Genomic DNA, 25,404 nt, shown 5'->3' with positions numbered 1-25,404 from the left:
GCGAGCGCGCCGGCCGAGTCGCGTGGGTTTAAACGCGACGACGGGCAACCAACGGGTATGACCGACGACACCGACCGCGACCCCGGCGGTAGCGGAGCCGGCGCGGCCCCGAACGGCTGGTTCGAGGGGGACGCCGCGGGCGGCGCCGACCGAATCCGCGAGGGTCGGGCCGACGCTCCCGCCGACTGGCCGGCGCTCGCCGTCGAATCGGGGTTCGCCGACGACGAGTCCGACTACTACGCCCGCCTGCGCGAGGCGACGATCGGCGCCGCCCGCGAGGCCGCGGCGGAGCGCGAACGGGCCGACGACCAGCAACTCGTCCACGCCGTCCGGGCGATGGACGACCTCGACCAGCGGGCCAACGAGCTGGCCGAGCGGGTCGCAGAGTGGGCCGGAAGCCGGTACCCCGACGCGGCCACCGGCGTCGACTACGCCCGGGAGCTTGCAGGCCGCGACCCCGACTCGACGGTCGACGAGCGACTGGTTTCGCTCGCCCAGCGAGTCGCGGGACTCGCCGACGAGGCCGACGAGCTCCGGGCGTTCGTCGAGCGCGAGACGCCCGAGGTCGCGCCGAACCTCGCCGCGATGGCGGGGCCGGTGCTCGCCGCACGGCTGATCTCGCTGGCCGGCGGACTCGACGCGCTCGCGAAGAAGCCCGCGGGGACGGTTCAGGTGCTCGGCGCCGAGGACTCGCTTTTCGCCCACCTCCGGGGCCACGCACCCTCGCCCAAGCACGGCGTCATCTTCACCCACGAGTACGTCCGCGGGACCCGGCCCGGAAAGCGGGGCTCGGCGGCCCGCGCCCTCGCAGGCAAGCTCACCATCGCGGCGCGAGTCGACCGCTACTCCGGGGAGCGCAAGCCCGAACTCGACGCCGAACTCGACGAGCGCATCGCTCAGATCCGAGGCGGTGAGGCCGAATGAGCGAGGATCTCCCGACCGGCGTCGAGCGCCGGTCGTTCGACGGGGAGTCGCGGCTCGCGACACGGGGCGAGCCGGTGTACGGCGAGCCGACCGACGAGGGGTGGCGCCTCTGGGACGCCGGGCGATCGAAGCTCGGCGCGATGGTCGAACTCGGGATGGACGCCGGGCTGGCGGGCGGGGACACCGTCCTCTATCTGGGGGCGGCCAGCGGGACGACGGTGAGTCACGTCGCGGACTTCGCCGCCCCGACCTACGCGGTGGAGTTTGCGCCCCGGCCCGTCCGGGACCTCGTGGGGGTCGCCGAGGACCGCCGGAACCTGTTCCCGCTCCTGAAAGACGCCCGAAAGCCCGAGACGTACGCCCACGTCGTCGAGTCCGACGTCGACGTGGTGGTCCAGGACGTCGCGACTCGCGGACAGGCCCGCGTCGCGGTCGAGAACGCGCGGTTTCTCGCGGACGACGGCCGACTGGTGGCCGCGATCAAGGCCCGGAGCGAGGACGTGACCCGAGAGCCGGCGGCGGTGTTCGAGGACGCGCTGGCGGCGCTCGAACCGACCTACGAGGTGGTGGCGACCGAGCGCCTTGAACCGTACCACGAGGACCACCTCGGCGTGGTCGCCCGGCCGCGGTAGGGCTCGCGACCGACCCTGCCGGGTTCGGAACTATTTATACCGCGGGTTACGAAAGCTCGAAAAATGGACTCGGGTTCGGCTTCGAACTTCACGGAGATGGGCACGCTGGGCGTCGAGGAGGAGTTCTTCGTCGTGGACGGCCGGGGCCGGCCGACCGCGGGGACCGACGAACTCGTCTACGAGCGCGACCCGCCCGAGATACTCGACGGACGCCTCGACCACGAGCTTTTCAAGTGCGTGATCGAGACCCAGACGCCGAGGATCGACCGGGTGAGCGAGGCCCGCGACCGGGTGCTCGCGGTCCGATCGGCGCTGGTCAACCACGCCGAGGCCGCGGGGTACCGCATCGCGGCCGCCGGGCTCCACCCGGGCGCACTGTGGCGGGAGCTCGAACACGCCGAGAAGCCCCGGTATCGCGCCCAGCTCGATCGGATCCAGTACCCACAGCACCGGAACACGACCGCAGGACTGCACGTCCACGTCGGCGTCGACGACCCCGAGAAGGCGGTGTGGGTCGCCAACGAGGTGCGGTGGTACCTCCCGGTGATGCTCGCGCTGTCGGCGAACTCGCCGTACTGGAACGGCTACGACACCGGGCTCCAGTCGGCCCGCGCGAAGATCTTCGAGGCACTCCCGAACACCGGGATGCCGACGACGTTCGACTCCTACGAGGCGTTTGCGTCGTTCGAGGAGACGATGGTCGAGACGGGGTCGATCAACGATCGGGGCGAACTCTGGTACGACGTGCGTCCTCACACCGGCCACGGCACGGTCGAAGTCAGGACGCCCGACGGGCAGGCCGACCCGGAGGTCGTGTTGGCGTTCGTCGAGTACGTCCACGCGCTGGTGACCGAACTGGCCGAGCGCTACGAGGACGGCGAGACGGGGTATCGCCACCGCCGAGAGCTCCTCGACGAGAACAAGTGGCGCGCCATGCGGTACGGACACGCGGCGTCGTTCGTCGACCGCGACCGCGACGGCGAGATCGATCTCGGGGAGGCGGTCGATCGGGAGTGCGATCGGCTCGGCGTATCAGGGATCCGAGACGTGTACGACGCCGAGAGCGGCGCGGCCAGCCAGCGCCGGATCAGCGAGGAGGACGGCGTCGAGGCGCTCTACGAGTCGCTGATCGTCGAGTAGCTGTGGTCGGGGATCGCCACGTAAGCAAGGCTTTTACCCGGTGGCGACTTTTGTCCTCGTAGAAAGGACATGTCCGGAGAGAATTCAGACGACGCAGACGGAGACGACGGTGTCGACGAGACGGTCGACGGCGTCGAGGACGGGACGGTCGACGACGAACGGGACCCCGGCGAGTCGATCCCGGTCGACCAAGAGACTCCCGCCGAAGAGGGCCGCGAGCGACTGAACAAGGGCCGCGAGCGCCTCGAAGAGGAGGCCGACAGGGCGGTCGATCAGTTCGATCAGGGCATCGTCGACCTGCTTTCGTGGGTGCTCGACACCGACACGCGCGCCCGGATATACGTCTACCTCCGCCAGCACCCCCACAGCACGAGCGAGGAGATCGCAGAGGGGACCGGCCTCTACCCGAGCACCGTCCGGGAGTCGCTCGCGGAGCTCCACGCCGAGGAGAAAGTCGAGCGTCGCAAACGCGAGAGCGAAGGCGCGGGCAACAACCCCTACGAGTACACCGCCATCGCCCCGAGCGAACTCGTCTCGGGCGTCGTCGGACAGGTCCAAGACGAGCTCAACACCGTGTTCAACCTCGACGACCACCTCGAACGCGGAGAGGGGACCGCCGAGACGACCGAGCCGGTGAGCATCGAAGTCGAGGACGGCGACCCCGACGACGAGTCGTGAAGTGACGCGGTTCCGAAGGCACTAAGCCGCGGGGTGCCCTTCGCCGGGGTATGGAGGTTGCCCTGGGCGGGACCTTCGACCCGGTCCACGACGGCCACCGCGCGCTGTTCGAGCGCGCGTTCGAACTCGGGGACGTGACGGTCGGACTGACGAGCGACGAACTCGCGCCGAAGACCCGCCACGAGGATCGGTACGTCCGCTCGTTCGACGAGCGCCGCCGCGACCTCGAAACCGAGCTCGCGTCGTTCGCCGACGAGTACGACCGGGAGTTCGAGATCCGCGAGCTCACCGAACCCACGGGCATCGCCACCGAGCCGCAGTTCGACGTGCTGATCGTCTCGCCCGAGACGACCGACGGCGCGGCCCGCATCAACGACCGACGGACGGAACTGGGCCGAGCGCCCCTCGAAGTAGAAGTGGTCCCCCACGTCCGCGCCGAGGACGGCGACATCATCTCGAGCACCCGCATCGTCAACGGCGAGATCGACGAACGCGGCAACGTCACGCCCGACCGCGACGGCCGGGCCGCCGAGCAGTGAGCGTCCGACCGGGCGGACGAGTCGTCGGGGTGCGAGCGCCGGGCGCCGCTGGGACCTACCACGACGGCGGTTCGAGCCCCGCCCGTTCGAGCAGGTCCTTCCAGCGCTGTTGGACGGTGAGTCGGGACACCCCCGCGGCGTCGGCGACCGCGCTCTGTGAGCGCTGGTCGCTCTCGATGAGCGAGCCGGCGTAGAGGCTGGCCGCGAGGACCGCCCGCTTGGACGCCTCGTCGGCGTCGTCGTCCCAGTCGGTGACCGTCGAGAGGTAGAGGTCGGTCGCCCGCGACCGGGCGGCCGTTTCGAGGTCGAGCCGGTCGGCTATCTGCTGGAGCTCCGCGAGCCACCGCTCGTTTTCGACGTGATCGCGCGCTCGATACACGGGCGGGGGTAGCGCGCGGTCCCACATAAACGCTCGCAGAGAACGACACCTTCTTGTCTCCCTCGCGGGTAGCGTGAGTCGAGCGCGGGTTGCCAAGCCAGGCCAACGGCGTAGCGCTTAGGACGCTATCCCGTAGGGGTCCGCCGGTTCGAATCCGGTCCCGCGCATGAACGAACGCAGTGAGCGAAGAGCAGGACCGATTCGAACCTTGCGAGGTCGACCGTCTCGCTCCGGTTCGAATCCGGTCCTGGGGATGCTTCTCCAACAGTTCGGTTGATAGAGGCCTCGCGATAAGGTAAGAGCCATGCGAGTCTGACTGATAATTCCGAGCGAACATTGTGCTTCGAATCGGGTCCGACTCGAAATATTTGTGCCTGTGTCTTCTCTTTCGAGTACCTTTTTGAAGACCAGTTGAGTGGAACGGAGTAATGGCAGACGCTTCCGGGCTCCACGATGCCCTCCATGCGATCGCAAAACAGACTGACGGGGAAATGAGCGAGCGTGACGTGGAGAATCTGTTCCTCGAACGGGGTTTCTACGACGCCCTCGACTACGAAGGAACTGGGGTTGATCTCAGAAGCGAATTCACACTCCCCGACGACCGTCGTCCGGATTACCTCACGTTAGATAACAACGAAGCCGTCACTGCGGTCTATGAATTCAAGACCACCGGCCGTGACCTCGTGCCACACGAATCACAGTTGTTCCACTACATGGACCATCTTCGGGCCGAGTACGGGGTTCTGACAAACGGCGAGCAGTTGCGTCTCTATCGTCGAGGGCAGGACCGTCCGATGGTGGTCGTCTCGCTGGACGCGGTAAGCGAAAGCCAAGCCCGCGACATCACTAGTGCGCTCCAAAAGCGAACGTTCGATCTAACGGATCCCGACGACGTTAACAGATTTCTCGGGGCCCTCGATCCGATTCCGCTACACGATCAGGCCCAACTCGGACAGGAGCACTTCTTCGATACCTTTCGGCTCGAAGAAGGGAGTCCGTTTGCCAACCTCGTCGTCGGGATGCTAGACCTTTTGGAGGAACTCCGGGACGAACAAGAAGCGAAGTTCGTTAAGGGTGCGTACGACTTCTGGGAAGCAACGTACGCCGACGAGCCGGACGAGGTACCAAAGTCGTGGGAGCCGTTCATCGATGGTAAACAGTCGCTTCGAGACTTCATGTTCTGTCTGGAAAGCGGGCACGCGCTCCTCGCTCGGCTCCTGCTGGCGAAGGCGACCGAGGACCACGACTTCTTCGCCGGGACCGGATACGAGGGGATGGACGACTACTTCCGGGGGTTGCAGGGCTTCGGCGACAGCATCAACCTCGATGCGTTCCCCGTCGCGGCGGACAATCTCATCGATGATATGCAGGACCAGTTGGTGGAAGGGCTGTTTCAGGACGACATCTTCATTTGGTGGACCGATGGGTACGCCGAACAGCTCTCTCGCGGGCACGAATCGGGCCCGAACCAGTTCGAGGCCGTGGCCAAGGAAACGGGTGGTGTAGAGCGCGTAAGCGAGGCCACGCGGGACCGCTTCAGCCGAGCGGTAGCCGAGGTATTCTTCAACGTACTCCGGTTCGACTTCTCGGACGTACAGGGCGACCTGCTCGGTGATCTGTACCAGCGATACTTCGACCCTGAGACGCGCAAAGCGCTCGGGGAGTTCTACACTCCTCAGCCGGTCATCGACTACATCATGGACGGGGTCGGGTACGAGCATGGTGTCTCGAACGAACGGCTTATCGACCCGTCGTGTGGGTCCGGTACGTTCCTCGTCGAAGCAGTCGAGCGATACATCGAGGACGTGGAACGCTACGAGGACGACCCCGACTGGGAAGAGCATTTACGTGATCTGTGTACGCGTCCGCGAATCGTCGGGCTCGATATCCATCCGTTCGCGGTGCTGATGGCACAGATCCGGTTCGTAGTGGCGATTCTCCCGGCCTACCGTGAGGCCAAAGGACAGAACCCGGAGTTCACGCTTCGTCGGCTCCCGATCTACCGGACCGACACGCTCCGCAACGAACGGGAACTGACTGGCGCGGATCTGGGCGACGACGGGACGCGCCAGATGACATTCGATGCGATGACCGAAGACGAACAGGACGTACGAATCCCGGTTCCGCTTCCAGTCGAGGTGGACGAGGAGGAAGCGCCCGAAACGGAAGACGGCTTCCTCGTGCGCCGGGTTCGGATGCCGCTGTTCGACACCATCCAATTGGAGACGGGCGTGGGGAACTTCGGGGAATACTTCGCGGCGCTACAAGGCGTCTTGGACACCGTCAAGGACCACATGGCGCTGGCCGAGGAGTTCGGCGGCGACTTCGACTGGGAGTACAAAAGCGGGCTCGAAGAGCGCATCAATCAGCACACCTCACAGGACTACTCTGGCGTCGAGGAGTTCTTCGCACCGTACGTCGACGACATGCTGGAGAACGTGCGGTATCTCAAGGAAGAGCACAACGACGGGCGTTTGTTCAAGATGTTCGAGGACACCGTGCTCGCGCTCGTCGTGAAGAACTACATGGAGTACGACTACGTCGTGGGGAATCCGCCCTACGTGAATATCCAAAATATCAGAGACGAACAAAAGGAAATAATTCAGAGTCTATATGACTCCGCAGTAGGCCAATTTGACCTATACTGTCCGTTTTACGAAAGGGGGCTTGATTGGTTGGTAGAAGGAAGCGGGAAACTTGGGTTCATTACTCCGAATCAGTTCATGGTTACCGACTACGGGGAAAATACCCGGGAAATTATCCTGGAAGACTCACTCATACGGGAAATCTACGACTTCAGGGACTCCGGAGTATTTGAGGACGCTACGAACTATCCTGCTGTCGTAATATTGGAAGACGAGCCTGACAAAAAGACACGTAATGACAACACTATCAGATGTGTCCGGGTTCGAGCAGAAACAGATGAAAACACTGACCGAGAGTTAGACGAGGACGTTATTGAATCAGTACGTGAGCATCGAGATGAACCCGGTTACACTGATGAACTTATCGACGTATTCGATTATCCCCAGCGTGAGCTCGGGACTGATTACTGGGCGCTGATGCCTCCTCAGGAACAGGAAATCTTCGACAAGATGGAGCAAGAGGGCGACAATCGGATGCGGGATATTACTGATGCGATCTTCCCGGGTCCAACAACAGGGTCAAATAGCGTCTATGTGGTCGAAGTAATGGACGCTCACCAGATTCGTTCCAACGACGAGGGCGACACTGTGACCGTAATCCCCAGCGGAGGGACACAAGAATACGAAATTGAAACGGACTTCTTACGGCCTTGGCTAAGTGGCAGTGACGTTCAGCGTTGGCGGTGCGAGTGGTCGGGTAATCACGTCATCCTTCCATACACATCCTTAGGTGAGGGAAGCCGGGAAGACCAACTAATCTCAAAAGAAACCCTACGCGACGAATATCCTCTCACTTGGAAGTATTTCAAGGCTCACGAAGACGAATTGCGGAGTAGACAGGGTGGCCGGTGGGAAGATAGCGAGAACTGGTGGGAGTTTGCTTATCCTCGAAATCTGGAACGGTTTGAGCGTCCAAAGACGGTCTTTGCCCATATTACAGATGAGCCCGCGTTCATGTTAGACGAAGAAGGAACGTGGTACTTCAAGACAGCCTATGCGGCCTTACTGAGTGAAGATTGGCAAGGGCTGACAGAGGTAATTGCCTGTCAACTAAACTCCAAGGCTTTGGAGTATTACTTCAAACACATATCGACGGTCAAGGCCGGTGGGTACTATGAGTATCGGGCGCAGTATGTGAATCCGATACCTTGTGCTACCGAGGATAGCGTTGGCGTCTTCGGAACGATGCGCGAGAAGGCCGAGGAGATAGTTGATACCATCGACCTCGACAGCAGGACCGACCGCTTCCCCGAAGCCTACCTCGGCGACTACGACGGCGAACTCGACTACGTCACCTACGAGTGGCAGACTCGCCGGTATCCGGTGGATGCCGAAGTACAGGGCGACGTAGACGGGAATTTCACCGTGCAGGCCGGGCGATCGGATACCATCAACGACCCGGCGATGTACTCCGAAGATCGCGAGGCTCGAAAGCGAAGGGCCGAGTACGTCCACGACGCCGTGGACGGTCGGAACGTCAAGAGCGGCGAGGAAATGACAATTCCGATTCCCCGCACCGATGGCGGCGTAGTCGAACTGCTCGACCGACTCGAAGCAGACCGCGAGGACGTCCGACAGACCGACATCGAAGATCTCGAAGCCCAAATCGACGACGCGGTCTACGACCTGTTCGATCTGACCGACGACGAGCGCGAGGTCGTCGAGGAGTATCTCGACGTGTTCTGAGCGACGGGGCGCTGTCACGTATCGAACGTCGGGGAGACCAGTCGCGGTAGCGCATACGATGCACTCTTGGGGCCCCCAATCGCCGCACAACTGACACATACTCCCACAAACCTTTTCTCCGGTGACTGAGTCGTTTCGGGTAATGGCAGACGTGAGCGAACTCTTGGGGGATATCGTCGACGACGCGGACGCCGTTTTCCTGTTCTCGCCGAGCGGCTCTTACTACGATCGGTTCGCCGACCTCGATTCGGACGTGGAACTCGTGGTCGTCTCGCCGGAGAACACGGTCGGGGCCGACACCTTCGTCGAGCTCCCGCTTGAGTTCGACGGCGTCGAGGACCGGATCGCCTTCGGCGTCGAGGGCGCGATGGAGGAGGGGCTCGTCGACGACGGCGATGCGGTCGTCTGCACCACCTCGATGTTCGGGGAGAACACCGACACCGCCACGCGCGTGCGGGTCAGCGAGTCGATGCGGTCGGGCGTCTACGAACTGTTCGCCGGCTCGCGGGCCGAGCCCGGGGTCATCCGGGACGTGTTCGACGTCGCGATCGAACTCGGCAAGAAGGGCCAGAAGGGCAAGCCCGTCGGCGCGCTGTTCGTGGTCGGCGACGCCGGCAAGGTGATGAACAAGTCCCGCCCGCTCAGTTACAACCCCTTCGAGAAGTCCCACGTCCACGTCGGCGACCCCATCGTGAACGTGATGCTCAAGGAGTTCTCGCGGCTCGACGGCGCGTTCGTCATCTCCGACGCCGGCAAGATCGTCTCGGCGTACCGGTACCTCGAACCCTCCGCCGAGGGGGTCGACATCCCGAAGGGGCTGGGGGCTCGCCACATGGCCGCCGGCTCGATCACCCGCGAGACGAACGCGACCGCGATCGTGCTCTCGGAGAGCGACGGGATGGTCCGGGCGTTCAAAGGTGGCGAACTGGTCTTGGAGCTCGATCCGGAGGAGTACTGATGGCGCCCCTGCAGGTCGACTGGACCGTCCTGATGCGCGACGAGTTTCAGTTCGTCCTCGCGGTCCTCGTGCTCGCGGCCGGACTGGTGGCTGGCTACGTCATCGGCCGACTGAACAAGCGCCTGCTGGTGGCCGCCGGCGTCCCCGACGCGGTCGAGCGGACGCCGTTCGAGCGCACCGCCCAGAGCCTCGGCACCGACACGGTCTCGCTGGTCGCGCGGCTCAGCTCGTGGTTCATCTACGGCGTCGTCGTGCTCATCGCGCTCAACATCGCGGAGCTGTTGAACGCCCAGCTGTTCTGGAGCGGCGTGCTCACGTTCATCCCCGACCTCTTCATCGCGGTTCTGGTGTTCATCGTCGGCTTCGTGGTCGCCGACAAGGCCGAACTGGTCGTCAGCGAACGCCTGCGCTCGGTCAAGCTCCCGGAGGTCAACATCATCCCGCGGACGGTCAAGTACACCATCGTCTATCTGGCCGCGCTGGTCGCGCTCGGACAGGTCGGCGTCGACATCGAGGCGCTTTTGATCCTGCTCGGCTCGTACGCGCTCGCTATCATCCTGTTCAGCGCGGTCGCGTTCCGGGACCTCCTGCAGTCTTCGGCCGCGGGCGTCTACCTCCTGTTGAACCAACCGTACGGCATCGGCGACGAGGTCCGGGTCGGCGAGGACCGCGGCATCGTCCAGGAGATCGACGTCTTCGTGACCCGCATCGAGGGCGACGGCGAGGAGTACATCATCCCCAACAGGCGAGTGTTCGAGGACGGCGTCGTCCGGATCCGAGACTGAGATGCCCGGGACGCCCGACCCCGCGCTGGGGAGCGAGGCGCTCACCGTCGCGATCGCCTGTGGCGCCGGCGCGTTCGCCGCCGCGATGCCGTTCGCGGTCCGCGAGCGCCTGCCGGCGCCGTGGGCGTTCGCGGTCGGGGGCGGACTCGCGTACGCCGCGGTCTCGCTCGGCGTGTGGGCCGGGGCACGATTCGTCACCGACCTGTTTCCGACGGCGACCGCCCGCGTGTGGCTACTCGTCGGCGGGGCCACCGCGGTCGTGCTGGTCGGCCACGCCGCGATCCCCTACTACGCCTACGCCCGGTGGGGGCTGGTCGCGCCGCTGGCGGGGCTGTTCGGCGCGACCGCACTGGTGTGGTATCTCTTTCTCCGAGTCGGCGGGGAGTCCGACCCGCTCGCGATATACCCCTTCTTCGGGGCCGCGGTGGTCGCCGGGCTCTGTGTCCTCGCACTCGTCGAGGCCGGGGTCCGACGACTGATCGTCGCCGGATAGCGATCTCGGTGCGCACGCCGAGTCGATTCCGGCCAGATCAGTCCGACAGCTCGTCGCTGTTCATCGGGCGGGCGGGGACTCCCGCGACCGTCGCGCCCGCCGGCACGTCTTCGGTCACCAGCGAGTTTGCGGCGACGCTCGCGCCGGCGCCGATCTCGACGCCCGGGAGCACGACCGCGCCCGCGCCGATCATCGCCCGCTCGCCGACGACGACCTCGCCGGTGCGGTACTCGTCCTGGAGGAACTCGTGACAGAGCAGAGTGGCGTCGTAGCCGACGATGGCGTGGTCCTCGACGGTGACGAGTTCGGGCCAGAACACGTCGGGCGTGGATTCGAGCCCCCACGAGACGCCCTCGCCGACGGTGACGCCGATCGAACGCAACAGGTAGTTTTTGAGCCGCAGGCTGGGCGAGACGCGAGCCAGAACGATGACGACGTAGTTCAGCGCGACCCGGAGCGGGTGTTTGGCGTCGAGCCACGACTGGAGGGAGTTGTACGGCCCCGGCGTCGCGTGGTGGGCGATTCGATCGTGGCGTCGCGTCTCGTCGGTCACGGCCGGAGGTTCGAGGGGTTCGGTCTTGAAGGTGGCTGGTCCGGGTCGGCTCACTCCGAGAGCATCCGGAACACGGGATCGAGATCGGCGGCGGCGTCGGTCAGCTCGACGCGGCTCTCGGCCGGGTCGTAGTCGACGACCCCTGCCTCCGCGAGCCGGGGCAGGTGGCGGTGGTGGAGCGCGGTCGCGGTCCGCTCGCGCTCGTCGTCGGCCACCCCCTCGGGGTCGCGGTCCTCGGCGATCGCGACCGTCGCCGACGCGAGCTCGCCGAGCGACACGGCGCCGTCCGCTCGGCGGAGCACGACGAGCGCACACCGCCGGTCGGCGTCGCTCAGTAGCTCGAAGACCTCGTCGGTCGTCAGCGTCGCCGATCGCTCGCCCGAGTCGAACATATCCTCTGTGAACAGGCTACCGGGCTTTGTTATGTGTCGCTTTCGACTCGACAAGCCCGACTTGACTACCGGCTCCGGAGGTCGGCGACGTGGTCGATCCGCCGCTGGACCAGATCGGGTTTGCCGATGTCGTGGCGCACGTCGAGGCCCTCCTCGCCCGCGACCGCGAGGGCGTCCTCGGCGATCGCCTCGGCGTCGGTGACGGTGTCGGCGACGCCCACCACCGCGAACGCCCGGGAGGTGGTGGTGTAGATGCCGTCCTCGCGCTGGTCGACGCTCGCGTAGAACAGGAGCGCGTCGCCCGCGTTCTCCTCGGTGATCTCGACCTTCGCGCCGGCCTCCGGATCGGTCGGATACCCCTCGGGAACGGCGTACTTACAGACCGTGGCGTTCGGCGCGAACGAGAGGTCGGGGAGCGACTCGCCCTCGCGGGCCGCGACCAGCACGTCGAGGAAGTCGGTGTCGAGCACCGGCAGGGTGTTCATCGCCTCGGGGTCGCCCAACCGGGCGTTGAACTCCACGACCTTCACGCCGTCGGCGGTGAGCATGAACTGCCCGTAGAGGACGCCCTTGTAGCCGTCGAGGGCGTCGACGGTCGCCTCTAGCACGTTGAGGGCCGCCTCGTAGTCGTCGTCGGTCATGAACGGCAGGGCGGAGTCGGCGTCGCTGTAACTCCCCATACCGCCGGTGTTTGGCCCCTCGTCGCCCTCGTAGGCGCGCTTGTGGTCCTGCACCGCCGGGGTGACCCGGAGGTCGCCGTTCGCGACGAACGCCTGGACGGTGAACTCCTCGCCGACCAGTCGCTCTTCGAGGACCACCCGGTCGTAGTCGGCGTCCCGGAGGTACGTCTTGGCCTCCTCGGCGGTCACCTGATCGCCGATCACTCGGACGCCCTTCCCGCCGGTGAGTCCGGCGGGCTTGACCGCGAGGTCGCCGTCGGCGGCGTCGATGTACTCGCAGGCGGCCTCGACGTCGTCGAACGTCTCGAACTCCGGACACCCCGGGACGTCGTGGTCGCGCATGAACCGGCGCTGGTAGGCCTTGTCGGTCTCGATGCGGGCTTGGGCCTCGTTGGGCCCGAACGCGTAGATGCCGGCGTCGTCGAGCGCGTCGGCGACGCCCGCCGCGAGCGGCCCCTCCGGGCCGACGACCGCGAGGGTCGCGTCCACGTCCTCGGCGTAGGCCACGACCGCGCTCGGGTCGGTGGTTTCGAGGGTCTCGAACCCCTCGGCGATCGACGCGATGCCGGGGTTGCGGTTGCCCGCGCAGGCGTACAGCGTGGCGTCGCCGTCCGCCAGCGCACGCGCGATGGCGTGTTCGCGGCCGCCGCCGCCGACCAACAGCACTGTCTCGCTCATGCCCGGAGAGTGTAGGCACGGGAGTGTAAAGTTTGCTCTTGACGAACGAAGATGTATGCACGAGTATGGGGGACGTCGGCGGGAGAACTATTAGCTGTCGGACGCTACCGAGTCACATGACCGAGTTCACGGGCGCGTGGGCGGAGCCGGCGGTCGAGTCGTATCTCGCGGAGGCGGCGATCCCGATCCGGCTGGCCTGCCACCGCCCCGACGGGTCGCTGTGGCTTGTCGCGCTGTGGTACCGCTACCGCGACGGCGTCTTCGAGTGTGCGACCGGGGCGAACGCCGACGTGGTCGGCTACCTCCGGGGCGACTCCGCGGTCGCGTTCGAGGTGTCCGAGAACCGGCCGCCCTACCGGGGCGTCCGGGGCAACGGCACCGCCGCACTCTCGCCCGACGCCGACAAGTCGGTCCTCCGGGATCTCGTCGAGCGGTACCTCGGCGACGCCGGCTCGCCGCTCGCCGAGTGGCTCCTCTCGGAGGACCGCGAGGAGGTCCGGATCCGCATCCGGCCCGACCGCGTCCACAGTTGGGATTACAGCGACCGGATGGCGGCCGACGGGGCGTAGGGTGGCCGGTCGGCCGGTCGCTCCATCGGAACCCCGACTTTACGTCGGTCAAGCCCCTCCGGTCGCCCATGAGCGAGCCCGACGCCGACCCGACCGACCGCAATCGGCTCGACGACGAACAGAGCCCCTACCTCCGCCAGCACGCCGACAACCCCGTCAACTGGCAGCCGTGGGACGAGACCGCGCTCGCCGCGGCCGAGGACCGGGACGTGCCGATCTTCCTGTCGGTCGGCTACTCGGCGTGTCACTGGTGTCACGTCATGGAAGAAGAGAGCTTCGAGGACGAGGGCGTCGCGGAGGTGCTCAACGAGCACTTCGTCCCGATCAAGGTCGACCGCGAGGAGCGCCCCGATCTCGACAGCGTCTACCAGACCATCTGTCAGGCGGTCACCCGCCGGGGCGGCTGGCCGCTCTCGGCGTGGCTCACGCCCGACGGCCGGCCGTTCTACGTCGGGACCTACTTCCCGAAGGAGGCCAAGCGCGGCCAGCCCGGCTTCCGGGACCTGCTCGAGAACATCGCCGACTCCTGGGGCGACGAGGACGACCGCGCCGAGATGGAAAACCGGGCCGACCAGTGGACCGACGCCATCGAGGGCGAACTCGAATCGGTGCCCGAGGCGAGCGAACTCCCCGGGGACGGCGTCCTCGAAACCGCCGCCGACGCCGCGGTCCGGAGCGCCGACCGCGAACACGGCGGGTTCGGCACGGGCCAGAAGTTCCCGCAGGCCGGACGGATCCACCTGCTCTTGCGGGCCGCCGCCGATCTGGGCGACGAGGAGTACCGCGAAGTCGCCGCCGAGGCGCTCGAAGCGATGACCGACGGCGGGTTGTTCGATCACGTCGGGGGCGGCTTCCACCGCTACACGGTCGACCGGGAGTGGGTCGTCCCCCACTTCGAGAAGATGCTGTACGACAACGCCGAGATAACCCGGGCGTTGCTCGCGGGGTATCAGGCCGTCGGCGACGACCGATTCGCCGAGGCCGCCCGCCGGACCGTCGGGTTCGTCGAGCGAGAGCTCACCCACCCGGAGGGCGGGTTCTACAGCACCCTCGACGCCCAGAGCGAGGGCGAGGAGGGCGCGTTCTACGTCTGGACGCCCGACCAGATCCGGTCGGCGGTCGCCGACGAGGACGCCGCCGACCTCTTCTGCGAGCGGTTCGGCGTCACGGAGTCGGGCAACTTCGAGGGGTCGACGGTGCTCACGATCTCCGAGTCGATCCCCGAACTCGCCGACGCCTCCGACCTCGAGGAGTCGACCGTCCGCGAACGCCTCGAAGACGCCCGCGAGCAGGTCTTCGACGCCCGGGCCCAGCGGGTCCGACCCCGCCGCGACGAGAAGGTGCTCGCGGGGTGGAACGGTCTGATGATCTCGGCGCTGGCCGAGGCCGCCCTAGTGCTCGACGATCGCGACCGGTACGCCGGCCTCGCGACCGACGCGCTGGAGTTCGTCCGCGAACGCCTCTGGGACGACGAGGAGAATCGGCTCTCTCGGCGGTACAAGGGGGGCGACGTCGCGATCGAGGGCTACCTCGAAGACTACGCCTTCCTCGCGCGGGCCGCGCTGAACTGCTACGAGGCGACCGGCGACCGCGACCACCTCGGGTTCGCGCTCGACCTCGCCGACGCCGTCGCGGCCGAGTTCTACGACGAGTCGGCCGGCACGATCTACTTCACGCCCGACAGCGGCGAGGAGTTGGTCGCGCGCCCCCAAGAGCCCCACGACCAGTCGACGCCCTCCAGCCTCGGGGTCGCGGTCGATACCCTCCTCGCGCTCGATCCGTTCCGGCCCGACGACGAGTTCGAGGCGATCGCCGAGCGCGTCCTCGAAACCCGGGGACGGGGAATCACGTCGAACCCGCTCCAGCACGCCTCGCTCGCGCTGGCGGCCGACCGGTACGCGACCGGGTCGCTCGAGGTCACCGTCGCGGCCGACCGACTCCCCGAGGCGTGGCGCGAGGAACTCGCCGCCCGGTATCTCCCGCGGCGCGTGGTGTCGGTCCGACCGCCCGCCGACGAGGGCCTCTCGTCGTGGCTCGACGCGCTCGGGCTCGCGGAAGCGCCGCCGATCTGGGCCGACCGGACCGCCCGCGAGGGCGCCCCAACCGCGTACGTCTGTCGCGGGTTCGCGTGCTCGCCGCCCGAGACGGACGTGACGGCGGCCCTCGACTGGGCCGACGCGTCGTAGCGGCGGGCCCGCGATCACTCGCGCGGGACCGCGATGTTGCGTAGTGGGCCGTCACACTCCGGGCAGGACCCGGGGTGGTCGGGCGCCTCCGCGCGGTGGAGACACCGCCGGCACTCGTAGGTTCCGCCGTCCGGACTGTATGTGTCAGTTCTCACCATGACAATTGGTGGCACTGACCGAATGTTAACGGTTTCCCTAAGTGCATACCGGGCACTACTAGGTGTTTAATCACGGACGAGGGGCCGGCGGTCGGACCCGACTCGCCGGGCGCTCAGGCCAGCACGTCCGACGAGAGCAGTCGGTCGGCGACGTACTCGGCGGCGGGTCGGTCTTCGCTCTCCTCGAAGCGGGCCAGCTCCTCGCCGTCGCGCTCGACGACGATAGTCGGGATGTGGGTCACGTCGTACGCCTCGACGCCTTCGCCGTCCTTGTTCTCGTCGACCTCGTGGACGGCGATCTCGTCGTCGGGGACGCCCGCGGCTTCGAGCGCCGCGAACAGGTCCGGGAGGACCGCCCGGCAGTCGCCACACCAGTCGGCGCCCCAGATCCGGTAGGTGACCTCGCCGACGCCGGCCTCGATGGCGTCGACGGCTTCGCTGTGTGCCGCTGTGTCCCACGTCGGACTCGGTTCGGTCGTCTCCATGTGAGACCTGTAGTGGCCGGACGGATTTAACCACACAGGCCCCGGCGAAAATCCCGGCACGACCTGCCGACGAGCAGTACGTGTTTATGCCTGCCGGCCGTACTCCCGACGATGAGAGAGTCCATCCTCGATACGATCGGTTCGCCGCTCGTCCGGGTGGCCTCGCCGGAGGGTGCGACCGTCGCGGCGAAGGTCGAAGCGTTCAACCCCGGCGGGTCGGCCAAAGACAGACCGGCCAGAGAGATGATCGCCGCCGCCGAGCGCGCCGGCGAGATCGAGCCCGGCGACCGGCTGGTCGAACCCACCAGCGGCAACACGGGCATCGGGCTCGCGGTCGCGGCGGCCGCCCGCGGCTACGATCTCACTATCGTGATGCCCGCCTCGAAGTCGCCCGAGCGCCGCGAACTGCTTCGGGCGTACGGCGCGGACGTGGAACTGGTCGAGGGGAACATGGAGTCGGCCCGCGACCGGGCCGACCGACTCGCCGAGACGGAGGGCGCCGTCCAGATGGGGCAGTTCGAGAACCCCGCGAACGCCGCGGCCCACTACCGGACGACCGCCGAGGAGATCCTCGAACAGGTCGAGGGCCGCGAGATCGACGCCTTCGTCGCGGGCGTGGGGACCGGCGGCACGATCACCGGCACGGCGTCGCGCCTGCGCGAGGCGTTCCCCGAGATGGAGGTCGTCGCGGTCGAGCCCGAGCGCAACGCCGTCCTCAAAAAGGAGTTGGACACCGAGAGCGGCGCGTCCGGCGACGACCGTCCGATCGGCGACGACGACTATCAGGGGATGGGGCCGGGGTTCGTGAGCGAACTGCTCGACACCGATCTGCTGGACGCCGTCGAGACGGTCGCCCTCGACGACGCCGAAGCGGAGGCCCGACGACTGGCCCGCGAAGAGGGGATCCTCGTGGGTCAGTCCTCGGGGGCGGCGTCGGTCGCGGCCCGCCGGGTCGCAGACCGCATCGCCCGACCCCAGCTCAACTGCCCGGAGGTGCCCGACGAGCTCGCCGATCTCACGGGATCGGACGGCGAGGACGGCGCGGCCTCCGCGGAGCTGTCGTCCGACGGCGGCGTCGACGACGGCTACGACGACTGTCCGCTCGTGGTGACCGTCTACCCCGACAGCGGCGAGCGGTACCTCTCGACCGGGATGTTCGACTGAGCGGCCGCGACTCCGTCTCGATCGGTCGCGTTCGAAACCGACGGCTCCGAACGCTCGGCGGGCGACGGTCCCAGACTCTGCGAGTAAGTGAAACGATCCAGCGAAGACGTCGGCGAGATATAGGTCTATCCGCCGAACTCAGACTCGGTGACCCGAACGACGACGGTGTCCGGGACGTCCCGCAGGTCGTACGCCGGGATGTCGCCGTCGGTTCGCGAGAGGTACATCGGCTCGACCAGCTCGTCCTCGGCGGTCAGGCCGTACACCTTGAGGTACTCGTCGGTCTCGGCCGGGTCGACCGCGCCGTCCCGAACCGCGGTCGCCAGCTCCCGGGAGAGCCACTCCTCGTCGGTGACGCTGGGCTCCATCACCAGCGCGTCGTCGGCGAACCGCACCAGATACCAGTTCAGGTCGTTGCACAGCGCGATCGCCGACCCCAGACTGATGGTGTCGACCGCCAGCGAGTTGCGGTACGGCTCCCGGAGGTCGTAGGTCGCGAGCGCCTCGCGGGCGGTCTCGCGCGATCGGAGCTCGGTCCGGAGATCGACCCCCGGCGAGCCGACGAAACAGACCCGAGTCACACGCTGTGGAAGGAATCTGCGCCGTAAAGCGATTTCGTTCGGCGGCCGGGAGACGTCGGCCGCAGGAACGGGTCTGTTCCGAGCGCTCCCGGAGTCGCGCCCACATCGAACACGTAAGCCCTTTGGTGCTAATCTGGAAACACGTCGGACGTGACGAACACGGGCGAGAGCCGGACGTTCCTGCGCGGCGTCGCCGTCGTCGGTCTGCTCGGCGCCGGCGCGTCGTATCTGTACGGCGGGTCCGACTCGTTCGGGACGTACGTCGAGGTACTGATTCCCGTCGTCGTGGTTCTTTCGATGCTGACGCTGGCCGTCCACGGCGACGAGTCGTAACGACGGCCCCGATCAGACCTCGACGACCGTCGCGTCCTCGGCCGCCTCGCGGGCGCGCTCGAACAGCCCCGCCGGCCGGGCGTTCTCGACGATTTCGAGCGTGGCGTTCGTCTCGGGGTAGTCGGGTGCGATCCGGTTGCATCCCGCGGGGATCGTCGAGTCCCGGTACGTGCCGATCCGGCGGGCACGCTCGGTGATCTCGGACTTGTCCATCGTCAACAGCGGACGGTGGATCGGCAGCGCGGTCGCCTGACTCGTCGCCCCGAGGTTCCGAGTGGTCTGAGAGGACTTCTGGCCGATCGCCTCGCCGGTCACGATGCCGGCGGCGTTGACCTCGCGGGCGACGTGCTCGGCGACCCGGTACATGAACTGGCGATACACCAGCATCCGGGCGGGTCCGACCTCCTCGGCGAGCAGGTCCATGACGTCGCCCGCGGGAACCTTCCGGATCGCCAGCTCGAAGTTGGGGGCGTACTCCCGGAGCCGCCGGACCGTCTCCATCGCGCGGGCCTCGTGGTCGGCGCCGCCGTAGTCGCCGAGTTCGAGGTAGACGGGCACGATTGGCGAGCCCCGCTTCATCAGCTCCCACGCCGCGACCGGCGAGTCGATGCCGCCGCTCACCAGCGCGACGACCGGCGCCTGCGTCCCGAGCGGAAGCCCGCCGGGACCGGGCCGCTTCTCGGTGAACACGTACGCCTCGTCTTCGCGACACTCGACGTAGAAGACCGCATCGGGGTCGTCCAGATCGACCTCGGGATCGTCGAGCGCCTCGAAGACCGCCGCCCCGGCCTCGTTTTCGAGGTCCTTGCTCGTGAACGGGTGGGCGTCGGTCGTCCCCGCACGGCGGGCGTCGACGGCGAAGGTATCCCCGACCGCCCCGCGGTGCTCGCGGGCGGTCCGGCCGAGCGCCGACACGATCGCGTCGGCCTCGGCCGGCACCACGAGCGCGGGGCTGGCCGACCGGACGCCGAAGGTGTCGGTCGCGGCGTCGGTGGCCGCGTCGACGCTCTCGGGGTCGGCGTGGACGAACAGCCGGGACCACCGGCGCTCGACCGTCGCGTCGACGCCCCGATCCTCGACGATCGCTTCGAGGTTGTCCCGGAGCCGCCGCTCCATCTCGGCCTGCACCTTCCCGCTCTTGACGCCCACGTCCGCGTGACGGACCAGGACGGTGTCGGCTTCCGGGGGTCGCATGTCCCCCCGTAGACGCGAGCCGGATAAACGGCCTTCGGTTGGCCGACGCGCCGACGACGCTCGCCCGCCTCAGAACGTCGACAGCTCGCCGTCGATCACCCGCTCGGTGATCGAGGTGACGTCGGCGAGCTCGCGGTCGATGATGGCCGCGATGTCGGCCTCGATGTCCGACAGCGCGACGCCGTCGGCGGTGACGACCTCCGCGTCGGCGACGTGGGGCTGGTCGATGGGGCGGCCGATCTGACTGAGCAGTCGGATCCGGAGGTCCCGGATCCCGTCGACCTCGGCGACGACCGACTCGGCGATCTGGGTCCCGAGCAGGTTGTAGATCTTCCCGATGTGGTTGACGGGGTTTTTGCCCGAGGTGGCCTCCATCGACATCGACCGGTTCGGGGTGATGAGCCCGTTCGAGCGGTTGCCCCGACCGACCGAGCCGTCGTCGCCCATCTCGGCGCTGGTACCGGTGGTCGTGAGGTAGACGTTCTCCTCGCCCTCGCCGTCGGTGTCGGCGGTGTTGACGTAGACGGTCACCTCGCGGTCGGTGTACTCGGTCGCGACCTCGCGGACGAACTCCCGGATCGACTCGACGGTCTCGTCGTAGGCCGCGCGGTCGTCGACGTACTTGTCGATCAGCGCCGCCGCGACCGTGATGTCGATGCTGTCGCCCTCGCGTTTGCCCATGATCTTCACGTCCTGACCGAGCGCGGGGTCGTCGTCGGCGAACTCGCCGTTGAGCCGGCGTTCGGCGTTCAACACGATCTGTTCGGTCTCGGTCAGCGGCGCGTGGCCCACGCCGAAGCTGGTGTCGTTCGCCATCGGAACGGTCGCGCCCTCCTCGCCGAAGACCTCCTTGAGGTCGCCGCTTCCCTCTCCGAGCTTCACGTCGACGATGATGTCGGTCCCGAACTCGAGTTCGGGGAAGTGCTCGTCGATGTACTCGCGGGCCGCCTCCAGCGCGATCTTCCCGGTCGGGATGGTGAGGCCCTCGTACTCTTTGGTCGCGCGACCGACGATGAGCAGATAGATCGGATCGATCATCTCCCCGCCCCCGAACGCGGGGTCGGCCCGGCCCGCGACGAGTTGTGTCTCGTCGGTGTTGTAGTGGAGCACCTTCCCCACTCGATCGAGGTACGCCTGCGCGAGCGCCCGAGAGACGCTCTCGGCGATGCCGTCGGAGATCGAATCCGGGTGGCCCAGCCCCTTCCGCTCGACGATCTCGATCTCCTGGTCCTCGACCGCCGGTCGGTCGATGGGTTCGACTTCGATGTTCCTGTCAGTCATTACTCGGTCTTCCCGGCGCCGGAATCTATAACTTGCGGAAACGGTTCCGTCCCGTAAAATGACTACCAGTTATCTCCCGCCCCGAGTCTCTCACTCGCCGGCGAGCAACAGGCCGAGATACGACGTCCGGATCTGATCGTCGGCGTCGAGTCCGAGTGCCGCGAGCACCTCGATCGCACCTTCTCGGGCGGATTCGACGCCCTTCTCCTCGGCGTCGGTCTCGACCTCGACGAACTCGCCCAGCCCCTCGACCGCGTCGAGCGTGACGGTGTAGCCGTCAAGGGCGAACCGCTCGCGCTCCTTGCGGACCGTCGCCGCGGGCTCGAACCCGAGCGCCTCGAAGATTTCCGCGGCCGCCTCGCCGTCGGCGACCGCGGTCTCGATCTCCCGGCGGGTCTTCGACTCGGCCTCCACCAGCGGCCCCTTGTAGGTGAGTTCGGTGGACGCCTCGCCGGCCGCGGTCGTCTCCTCTCGGAGCCGCAGGGCCTCGTCGGTCTCGGCGAACTCGCGGTGGGGCGCGTCGTAGTAAGTGTCGATCTGTGTCACCTCGTCGACGGGATCGGCGTCGCGGTCGGCGAGCCGGTCGCGGACCCGGTCGTGGTCGGCGCGGACCTTCAGTTCGACCTCGTACATTCGTCTGGTAGTCGGGGCGTCGGCGTCTTTGGGGTTGTGCTTCGGTCGGCGGCCTCGTCGGTCCCTGGCGGTTATCCCAGCTGGATCGCGCGCTCTTGTGCGTTCGAGCGGTAGACGCCGTCGATGACCCGCTGGACCTCCAGGGCCTGCTCGACCGTGTTTCGCCCGGGCGGGGTTCCGGTCCGAACCGCGTCGAAGAAGCTCCGCTGTTCGGCCTTGTGGGGGTCCTCGTGGCGCGTCTCGATCTGGGAGTCCGAGAAGTGGTCGGTACCCTGCCGGCCCGTCTCGTAGAGCGTGAGCGAGTCGTCGGCCTTGTCGAAGCACGCGCCCGCGTCGGTGCCCCGGATCACGAACTCCTCGTTCGGCGCGCGGTTGGCGGCCCACGCCACTTCGAGCGAGACCGTCTTGCCGTCCGCACACCGCAGGAACGCGCTCACCGAGTCGTCGACCGAGAACTCCCCCGACTGGGTGTCCTCGCCCCACATCTCCAGATAGGCGTAGTCCTCGCGGGAGCCGAACTGCGACCGGATGGTGCCGGTGACTTCGGTCACGGTCGGGAAGTCGTGGAAGTGTAGCGCCAGATCGATGGCGTGGACGCCGATGTCGATGAGCGCGCCCCCGCCCGCGATGTCGTCGTTCGTGAACCACGATCCCCGGCCGGGGATCCCCCGCCGGCGGACGATGTTGGCCTCGACGTGACGGGTCTCGCCGAACCGTCCCGACTCCTGGTACCCTTTGATGACCTCGATCGGATTCCGAAACCGGTTGTGGAACCCGACCATGCAGAAGCCCTCGGCGTTGCGGGCCGCCTCCGCGATGCGTTCGGCGCTCTCGAGCGAGTGAGCGAGGGGCTTTTCCAGCAGGACGTCGAGGCCCGCCCGGAGCGCGGCCACCGCGTACTCCTCGTGGAACTTGTTCGGGGTCGTGACCACGACCGCGTCGACGTCCGACTCGTAGAGGACCTCGTAGCTCTCGAACGACTCGACGCCGTACTTCTCGGCGAAGCGAGCCCGGGCCTCCGGGTTGATGTCGACGCCGCCCGCAATGTCGACGCCCGACAGTTCGACGACGCGGTCTGCGTGGTAGTGACCGATGTTCCCCAACCCGACGAACCCCACCCGGACCAACTCACTCGATCCAGTCATAACTAGTCGTAGCCAACCGTGAGTTGTTGTTAGGTGTTTCCCTTCGCCCGTTCGTCAGGCCGCGGTCACGTCGCGACCCCCGATAGGTCGCGACCCGACGCCGGGCGGCGCGTTTCCCGACCATCTAGTACAACTGCCGTTCGGTCTCTTCGCGTTCGGCCTCGGCCTCCGCGTCGGCCCGCGCCCGCTTTCGCGAGTCACGCCACTGCTTGGCCGCCGGAACGAACTTGTTCTTCACGTCGAGCGCGAACGAGACGATGCCGTACGCCCAGAAGAAAAACAGGACGGTGCCCCCGACCAGATAGAACCACCCGAAAGTCGTCACCATCAGTCGTCGCCCTCCGCTTCGGTGCCGGTCCGACCGGGCTCGACCGTCGCGAACTCGAGGCCGTGGCTGAGCGCCTCGCCGGACTCGGTGTCGAACAGGTGGATGCGCTCGCGGTCGAGCACCACTTCGACATCGGTGTCGGCCGCCACGTCCGAAGCCGGGTCGACGCTCATCAGGAGCTGGTTCTGGGGCGCCTCGGCCTCGGCGTCGATCTCCATCTGTGCGTCGCCGTCGCCCGTCAGGAGGTAGACGAAGATCTCGTCGCCCATCGGCTCCAGCACGTCGGTCCGAGCCGGGATCGGCTGAGTCGGGTTGGCGACGGTCTCGCGGTCCTCGCGGAGGTAGACGTCCTCGGGGCGGACGCCGAGCGTCACCGCGTCGCCCTCGGCGATCTCCGAGAGCTGTGTCGGGTCGAACTCCACGTCGAAGTCCCGCGTGAGGAGTCCGCTCGCGGTGACTTCGGCCTCGACGAAGTTCATCGAGGGCGATCCGATAAAGCCCGCGACGAACAGGTTCGCCGGCTCGTTGTAGCAGGTCAGCGGCGGCGCGATCTGCTGGAGGTGGCCGCCGTCGATGACCGCGATCCGATCGGACATCGTCATCGCCTCGGCCTGATCGTGGGTGACGTAGATGATGGTCGTGTCCAGTTCCTTGTGGAGCCGCTGGAGTTCGGTCCGCATGTGGACACGGAGCTTCGCGTCGAGGTTCGCCAGCGGCTCGTCCATCAGGAACACCTCGGGCTCGCGCACGATCGCTCGCGCGATCGCGACCCGCTGGCGCTGGCCGCCAGACATCTCGTCGGGCATCCGCTCTAGCATCCCTTCCAACTGGACGATGTCGGCGGCGCGCTCGACCCGGCGGTCGATCTCCTCTTTGGGGTAGTCCCTGAGCCGGAGCCCGAAGCTGACGTTGTCGTAGACGTCCATGTGCGGGAACAGCGCGATGTTCTGGAACACCATCGCGATCCCCCTGTCTTTGGGCGGCAGGTTCGTGACCTCCCGGCCCGCGATGGTGATGGTCCCGCTGGTCGGGGTGGTCAGTCCGGCGATCGTCTCCAGCGTGGTCGACTTCCCACACCCCGAGGGGCCGACGAAGGTGACGAACTCGCCGTCCTGGATGTCGAGGTTCATCTCTTCGACCGCGGTGACGTCGCCGTAGCGTTTCGTGACGTTGCTGAGTGTGACTCGTCCCATGGTTACTCTTTGAGTGCGCCTTGCGTGAGGCCGCTGACGATCTTCTCCTGTGCGACCACGACGAGGACCGCCACGGGGAGCACGCCGACGATGCTCGCGGCGGCCATCAGGTTGTACAGTTGCGTGTACTGGCCTTGGAAGCCGAGGATGCCCTTCAGGAGGGGCGCCCAGTGGTTCTCGTTCGAGAGGTAGAGGAGCTTGCCGCTCTCGTACAGCATCTCGGGGATCTGGCCGTCGTTCATCAGAAACGAGAAGAAAAACTCGTTGTACACCATGATGAACGTCAGCACGCCGGCGGTCGCGACCCCGGGCGCCGACAGCGGGACGATCACCCGGAAGAGCGCCCCGAGCCGGGTCGTCCCCTCGATGCGGGCGGCGTCCTCCAGACCGTCGGGAATCTGGCCGTAGAACGTCGTGAGGATGAAGATCGACAGCGGCATGAACAGCGCGCTGAACGGGAGCACCATCGCCCACGGCGTGTTGAACAGGTTCGGGCTCGAGATCGACGCGCCGAACAGCCCGATCGTGACGTTGCCGTTGAACAGTCGGAACAGCGGCAACAGGAACGCCGCCGGCGGGAAGTACGAGATCGCGAGCACCGCCAGCATGAGCGGCCCCCGGCCCGGGAACTGGAGCCGGCCGAACACGTAGCCCGCGAGGCTCGCGATCACCAGCACGAACACGGTCGTCATCGCCGCGAGGATGAAGCTGTTGAGCATGTAGATGTGGAACGGCAGGATCTCGAAGATCCGGACGAACGCCTCGGGGTTGAACCCGTTCGGGAACAGCCCGACGTTCGCGAGCCGGTTGAACGGCGTCAGCGCCAGCACCAACAGCCAGTAAAACGGGAACAGCGTCGTGAACAGGAAGACGATCATGGCGGTGTAGAACATCGCCCGGTAGGCCCGCTCTGGGTTCCTGATGACTCGGCGAACCCACCGCTCGAACGGGCCGCGGTCGACCTCGTCGTCGACCGGCGTCTCGGTCGCCAT

The 25,404-nt window shown here is 66.9% G+C and carries 27 protein-coding genes and 1 tRNA gene; 14 read left to right on the top strand and 14 right to left on the bottom strand.

Annotated elements, in window-relative coordinates:
* The first annotated feature begins 57 nt into the window (after positions 1-57).
* The 5 genes from EPY72_RS03450 (at position 58) to EPY72_RS03430 (ending at position 3,913) form a co-directional block, all read left to right on the top strand.
* Positions 58-924, top strand: coding sequence for an NOP5/NOP56 family protein (locus tag EPY72_RS03450; RefSeq protein WP_134670503.1), 867 nt, complete (start codon positions 58-60; stop codon positions 922-924).
* Complete coding sequence (locus tag EPY72_RS03445) at positions 921-1,556, top strand: fibrillarin-like rRNA/tRNA 2'-O-methyltransferase (RefSeq protein ID WP_135805573.1); 636 nt, start codon at positions 921-923, stop codon at positions 1,554-1,556. The genes EPY72_RS03450 and EPY72_RS03445 overlap by 4 nt, the downstream gene beginning before the upstream one ends.
* Before the next feature lie 63 nt (positions 1,557-1,619).
* Entirely contained in the window at positions 1,620-2,696 is a 1,077-nt protein-coding gene (locus EPY72_RS03440) for a glutamate--cysteine ligase (RefSeq protein ID WP_135805572.1), read from the top strand.
* Between the two features lie 69 nt (positions 2,697-2,765).
* Positions 2,766-3,374 (top strand): winged helix-turn-helix domain-containing protein, encoded by a 609-nt coding sequence (locus EPY72_RS03435; protein WP_135805571.1) that lies wholly within the window; start codon positions 2,766-2,768, stop codon positions 3,372-3,374.
* 50 nt (positions 3,375-3,424) lie between these two features.
* Positions 3,425-3,913: a phosphopantetheine adenylyltransferase gene (locus EPY72_RS03430; protein WP_135805570.1), complete on the top strand. Its 489-nt coding sequence runs from the start codon at positions 3,425-3,427 to the stop codon at positions 3,911-3,913.
* A 55-nt stretch (positions 3,914-3,968) separates the two neighbouring features.
* On the opposite strand, the gene EPY72_RS03425 is transcribed toward EPY72_RS03430, so the two are convergent.
* Positions 3,969-4,292 carry a transcription initiation factor IIB family protein gene (locus EPY72_RS03425; protein WP_134670508.1) on the bottom strand — a complete coding sequence of 108 codons (324 nt, stop codon included), beginning with the start codon at positions 4,290-4,292 and terminating at the stop codon, positions 3,969-3,971.
* 82 nt (positions 4,293-4,374) lie between these two features.
* Between EPY72_RS03425 and EPY72_RS03420 the strand changes: the two genes are divergently transcribed.
* The 5 genes from EPY72_RS03420 (at position 4,375) to EPY72_RS03400 (ending at position 10,859) form a co-directional block, all read left to right on the top strand.
* Positions 4,375-4,459: transfer RNA gene (locus EPY72_RS03420), tRNA-Leu, on the top strand.
* Between the two features lie 261 nt (positions 4,460-4,720).
* On the top strand, positions 4,721-8,623 hold the full coding sequence (locus EPY72_RS03415; protein ID WP_135805569.1) for an Eco57I restriction-modification methylase domain-containing protein: 3,903 nt from the start codon (positions 4,721-4,723) through the stop codon (positions 8,621-8,623).
* Between the two features lie 142 nt (positions 8,624-8,765).
* Positions 8,766-9,581: a diadenylate cyclase DacZ gene (gene dacZ / locus EPY72_RS03410; protein WP_135805568.1), complete on the top strand. Its 816-nt coding sequence runs from the start codon at positions 8,766-8,768 to the stop codon at positions 9,579-9,581.
* Entirely contained in the window at positions 9,581-10,366 is a 786-nt protein-coding gene (locus tag EPY72_RS03405; RefSeq protein WP_135805567.1) for a mechanosensitive ion channel domain-containing protein, read from the top strand. Before dacZ ends, EPY72_RS03405 begins: the two co-directional genes overlap by 1 nt.
* 1 nt (position 10,367) lies before the next feature.
* Positions 10,368-10,859 (top strand): hypothetical protein, encoded by a 492-nt coding sequence (locus tag EPY72_RS03400; RefSeq protein WP_134670512.1) that lies wholly within the window; start codon positions 10,368-10,370, stop codon positions 10,857-10,859.
* A gap of 37 nt (positions 10,860-10,896) precedes the next feature.
* On the opposite strand, the gene EPY72_RS03395 is transcribed toward EPY72_RS03400, so the two are convergent.
* The 3 genes from EPY72_RS03395 to purD form a co-directional block, all read right to left on the bottom strand.
* On the bottom strand, positions 10,897-11,412 hold the full coding sequence (locus tag EPY72_RS03395; RefSeq protein WP_135805566.1) for an acyltransferase: 516 nt from the start codon (positions 11,410-11,412) through the stop codon (positions 10,897-10,899).
* A 50-nt stretch (positions 11,413-11,462) separates the two neighbouring features.
* A complete protein-coding gene (locus EPY72_RS03390; RefSeq protein ID WP_134670514.1) occupies positions 11,463-11,804 on the bottom strand; it encodes a DUF7344 domain-containing protein in 342 nt (113 codons plus the stop codon).
* Positions 11,805-11,869: 65 nt separating this feature from the next.
* On the bottom strand, positions 11,870-13,162 hold the full coding sequence (gene purD / locus EPY72_RS03385; RefSeq protein ID WP_135805565.1) for a phosphoribosylamine--glycine ligase: 1,293 nt from the start codon (positions 13,160-13,162) through the stop codon (positions 11,870-11,872).
* A gap of 116 nt (positions 13,163-13,278) precedes the next feature.
* Between purD and EPY72_RS03380 the strand changes: the two genes are divergently transcribed.
* Entirely contained in the window at positions 13,279-13,731 is a 453-nt protein-coding gene (locus EPY72_RS03380; RefSeq protein ID WP_134670516.1) for a pyridoxamine 5'-phosphate oxidase family protein, read from the top strand.
* Positions 13,732-13,799: 68 nt separating this feature from the next.
* Positions 13,800-15,917: a thioredoxin domain-containing protein gene (locus EPY72_RS03375; RefSeq protein ID WP_135805564.1), complete on the top strand. Its 2,118-nt coding sequence runs from the start codon at positions 13,800-13,802 to the stop codon at positions 15,915-15,917.
* 14 nt (positions 15,918-15,931) lie between these two features.
* Here EPY72_RS03375 and EPY72_RS03370 read toward each other — a convergent pair whose 3' ends face one another.
* Both EPY72_RS03370 and EPY72_RS03365 read right to left on the bottom strand, forming a co-directional pair.
* Positions 15,932-16,075: a rubrerythrin-like domain-containing protein gene (locus EPY72_RS03370; protein ID WP_135805563.1), complete on the bottom strand. Its 144-nt coding sequence runs from the start codon at positions 16,073-16,075 to the stop codon at positions 15,932-15,934.
* A gap of 113 nt (positions 16,076-16,188) precedes the next feature.
* Positions 16,189-16,560, bottom strand: a complete 372-nt coding sequence (locus tag EPY72_RS03365) for a thioredoxin family protein (protein WP_135805562.1) — start codon at positions 16,558-16,560, stop codon at positions 16,189-16,191.
* Between the two features lie 111 nt (positions 16,561-16,671).
* Here EPY72_RS03365 and EPY72_RS03360 point away from each other — a divergent pair, with 111 nt between their 5' ends.
* Positions 16,672-17,724, top strand: coding sequence for a PLP-dependent cysteine synthase family protein (locus EPY72_RS03360; RefSeq protein ID WP_135805561.1), 1,053 nt, complete (start codon positions 16,672-16,674; stop codon positions 17,722-17,724).
* A gap of 125 nt (positions 17,725-17,849) precedes the next feature.
* Here the strand turns inward: EPY72_RS03360 and EPY72_RS03355 are convergent, their stop codons facing one another.
* The gene (locus tag EPY72_RS03355; RefSeq protein ID WP_134670521.1) at positions 17,850-18,305 is read right to left on the bottom strand and encodes a DUF5804 family protein; all 456 of its coding nucleotides are present in this window, start codon (positions 18,303-18,305) and stop codon (positions 17,850-17,852) included.
* A 150-nt stretch (positions 18,306-18,455) separates the two neighbouring features.
* Between EPY72_RS03355 and EPY72_RS03350 the strand changes: the two genes are divergently transcribed.
* Positions 18,456-18,638, top strand: coding sequence for a hypothetical protein (locus EPY72_RS03350; RefSeq protein ID WP_135805560.1), 183 nt, complete (start codon positions 18,456-18,458; stop codon positions 18,636-18,638).
* A gap of 12 nt (positions 18,639-18,650) precedes the next feature.
* On the opposite strand, the gene EPY72_RS03345 is transcribed toward EPY72_RS03350, so the two are convergent.
* From EPY72_RS03345 to EPY72_RS03315, 7 genes are all read right to left on the bottom strand, one after another.
* Positions 18,651-19,832: a tRNA sulfurtransferase gene (locus tag EPY72_RS03345; protein ID WP_134670523.1), complete on the bottom strand. Its 1,182-nt coding sequence runs from the start codon at positions 19,830-19,832 to the stop codon at positions 18,651-18,653.
* 69 nt (positions 19,833-19,901) lie between these two features.
* Positions 19,902-21,113 carry a methionine adenosyltransferase gene (locus EPY72_RS03340; protein ID WP_134670524.1) on the bottom strand — a complete coding sequence of 404 codons (1,212 nt, stop codon included), beginning with the start codon at positions 21,111-21,113 and terminating at the stop codon, positions 19,902-19,904.
* 90 nt (positions 21,114-21,203) lie between these two features.
* Positions 21,204-21,746 carry a class IV adenylate cyclase gene (gene cyaB, locus EPY72_RS03335; protein WP_135805559.1) on the bottom strand — a complete coding sequence of 181 codons (543 nt, stop codon included), beginning with the start codon at positions 21,744-21,746 and terminating at the stop codon, positions 21,204-21,206.
* Between the two features lie 71 nt (positions 21,747-21,817).
* Positions 21,818-22,891 carry a Gfo/Idh/MocA family protein gene (locus EPY72_RS03330; protein WP_134670526.1) on the bottom strand — a complete coding sequence of 358 codons (1,074 nt, stop codon included), beginning with the start codon at positions 22,889-22,891 and terminating at the stop codon, positions 21,818-21,820.
* A gap of 124 nt (positions 22,892-23,015) precedes the next feature.
* A complete protein-coding gene (locus EPY72_RS03325; protein WP_134670527.1) occupies positions 23,016-23,219 on the bottom strand; it encodes a DUF8005 family protein in 204 nt (67 codons plus the stop codon).
* The gene (locus EPY72_RS03320; RefSeq protein ID WP_134670528.1) at positions 23,219-24,412 is read right to left on the bottom strand and encodes an ABC transporter ATP-binding protein; all 1,194 of its coding nucleotides are present in this window, start codon (positions 24,410-24,412) and stop codon (positions 23,219-23,221) included. Before EPY72_RS03320 ends, EPY72_RS03325 begins: the two co-directional genes overlap by 1 nt.
* Before the next feature lie 2 nt (positions 24,413-24,414).
* Positions 24,415-25,404, bottom strand: coding sequence for a carbohydrate ABC transporter permease (locus EPY72_RS03315; protein WP_135805558.1), 990 nt, complete (start codon positions 25,402-25,404; stop codon positions 24,415-24,417).

This window comes from Halorussus marinus (genome assembly GCF_004765795.1).
Taxonomy (GTDB): domain Archaea; phylum Halobacteriota; class Halobacteria; order Halobacteriales; family Haladaptataceae; genus Halorussus; species Halorussus marinus.
This window is presented reverse-complemented; position numbering and strand designations above follow the sequence as displayed.

Bases quoted from the DNA above. Each gene is read 5' to 3' on its own strand.
- EPY72_RS03435 (WP_135805571.1), top strand. From the start codon at position 2,766: ATGTCCGGAGAGAATTCAGACGACGCAGACGGAGACGACGGTGTCGAC.
- cyaB (WP_135805559.1), bottom strand. From the start codon at position 21,746: ATGTACGAGGTCGAACTGAAGGTCCGCGCCGACCACGACCGGGTCCGC.
- EPY72_RS03440 (WP_135805572.1), top strand. From the start codon at position 1,620: ATGGACTCGGGTTCGGCTTCGAACTTCACGGAGATGGGCACGCTGGGC.
- EPY72_RS03325 (WP_134670527.1), bottom strand. From the start codon at position 23,219: ATGGTGACGACTTTCGGGTGGTTCTATCTGGTCGGGGGCACCGTCCTG.
- EPY72_RS03365 (WP_135805562.1), bottom strand. From the start codon at position 16,560: ATGGAGACGACCGAACCGAGTCCGACGTGGGACACAGCGGCACACAGC.
- purD (WP_135805565.1), bottom strand. From the start codon at position 13,162: ATGAGCGAGACAGTGCTGTTGGTCGGCGGCGGCGGCCGCGAACACGCC.
- EPY72_RS03345 (WP_134670523.1), bottom strand. From the start codon at position 19,832: ATGCGACCCCCGGAAGCCGACACCGTCCTGGTCCGTCACGCGGACGTG.
- EPY72_RS03360 (WP_135805561.1), top strand. From the start codon at position 16,672: ATGAGAGAGTCCATCCTCGATACGATCGGTTCGCCGCTCGTCCGGGTG.
- EPY72_RS03330 (WP_134670526.1), bottom strand. From the start codon at position 22,891: ATGACTGGATCGAGTGAGTTGGTCCGGGTGGGGTTCGTCGGGTTGGGG.
- EPY72_RS03445 (WP_135805573.1), top strand. From the start codon at position 921: ATGAGCGAGGATCTCCCGACCGGCGTCGAGCGCCGGTCGTTCGACGGG.
- EPY72_RS03390 (WP_134670514.1), bottom strand. From the start codon at position 11,804: ATGTTCGACTCGGGCGAGCGATCGGCGACGCTGACGACCGACGAGGTC.
- EPY72_RS03380 (WP_134670516.1), top strand. From the start codon at position 13,279: ATGACCGAGTTCACGGGCGCGTGGGCGGAGCCGGCGGTCGAGTCGTAT.
- EPY72_RS03405 (WP_135805567.1), top strand. From the start codon at position 9,581: ATGGCGCCCCTGCAGGTCGACTGGACCGTCCTGATGCGCGACGAGTTT.
- EPY72_RS03370 (WP_135805563.1), bottom strand. From the start codon at position 16,075: ATGGTGAGAACTGACACATACAGTCCGGACGGCGGAACCTACGAGTGC.
- dacZ (WP_135805568.1), top strand. From the start codon at position 8,766: ATGGCAGACGTGAGCGAACTCTTGGGGGATATCGTCGACGACGCGGAC.
- EPY72_RS03375 (WP_135805564.1), top strand. From the start codon at position 13,800: ATGAGCGAGCCCGACGCCGACCCGACCGACCGCAATCGGCTCGACGAC.
- EPY72_RS03320 (WP_134670528.1), bottom strand. From the start codon at position 24,412: ATGGGACGAGTCACACTCAGCAACGTCACGAAACGCTACGGCGACGTC.
- EPY72_RS03400 (WP_134670512.1), top strand. From the start codon at position 10,368: ATGCCCGGGACGCCCGACCCCGCGCTGGGGAGCGAGGCGCTCACCGTC.
- EPY72_RS03415 (WP_135805569.1), top strand. From the start codon at position 4,721: ATGGCAGACGCTTCCGGGCTCCACGATGCCCTCCATGCGATCGCAAAA.
- EPY72_RS03315 (WP_135805558.1), bottom strand. From the start codon at position 25,404: ATGGCGACCGAGACGCCGGTCGACGACGAGGTCGACCGCGGCCCGTTC.
- EPY72_RS03450 (WP_134670503.1), top strand. From the start codon at position 58: ATGACCGACGACACCGACCGCGACCCCGGCGGTAGCGGAGCCGGCGCG.
- EPY72_RS03340 (WP_134670524.1), bottom strand. From the start codon at position 21,113: ATGACTGACAGGAACATCGAAGTCGAACCCATCGACCGACCGGCGGTC.
- EPY72_RS03430 (WP_135805570.1), top strand. From the start codon at position 3,425: ATGGAGGTTGCCCTGGGCGGGACCTTCGACCCGGTCCACGACGGCCAC.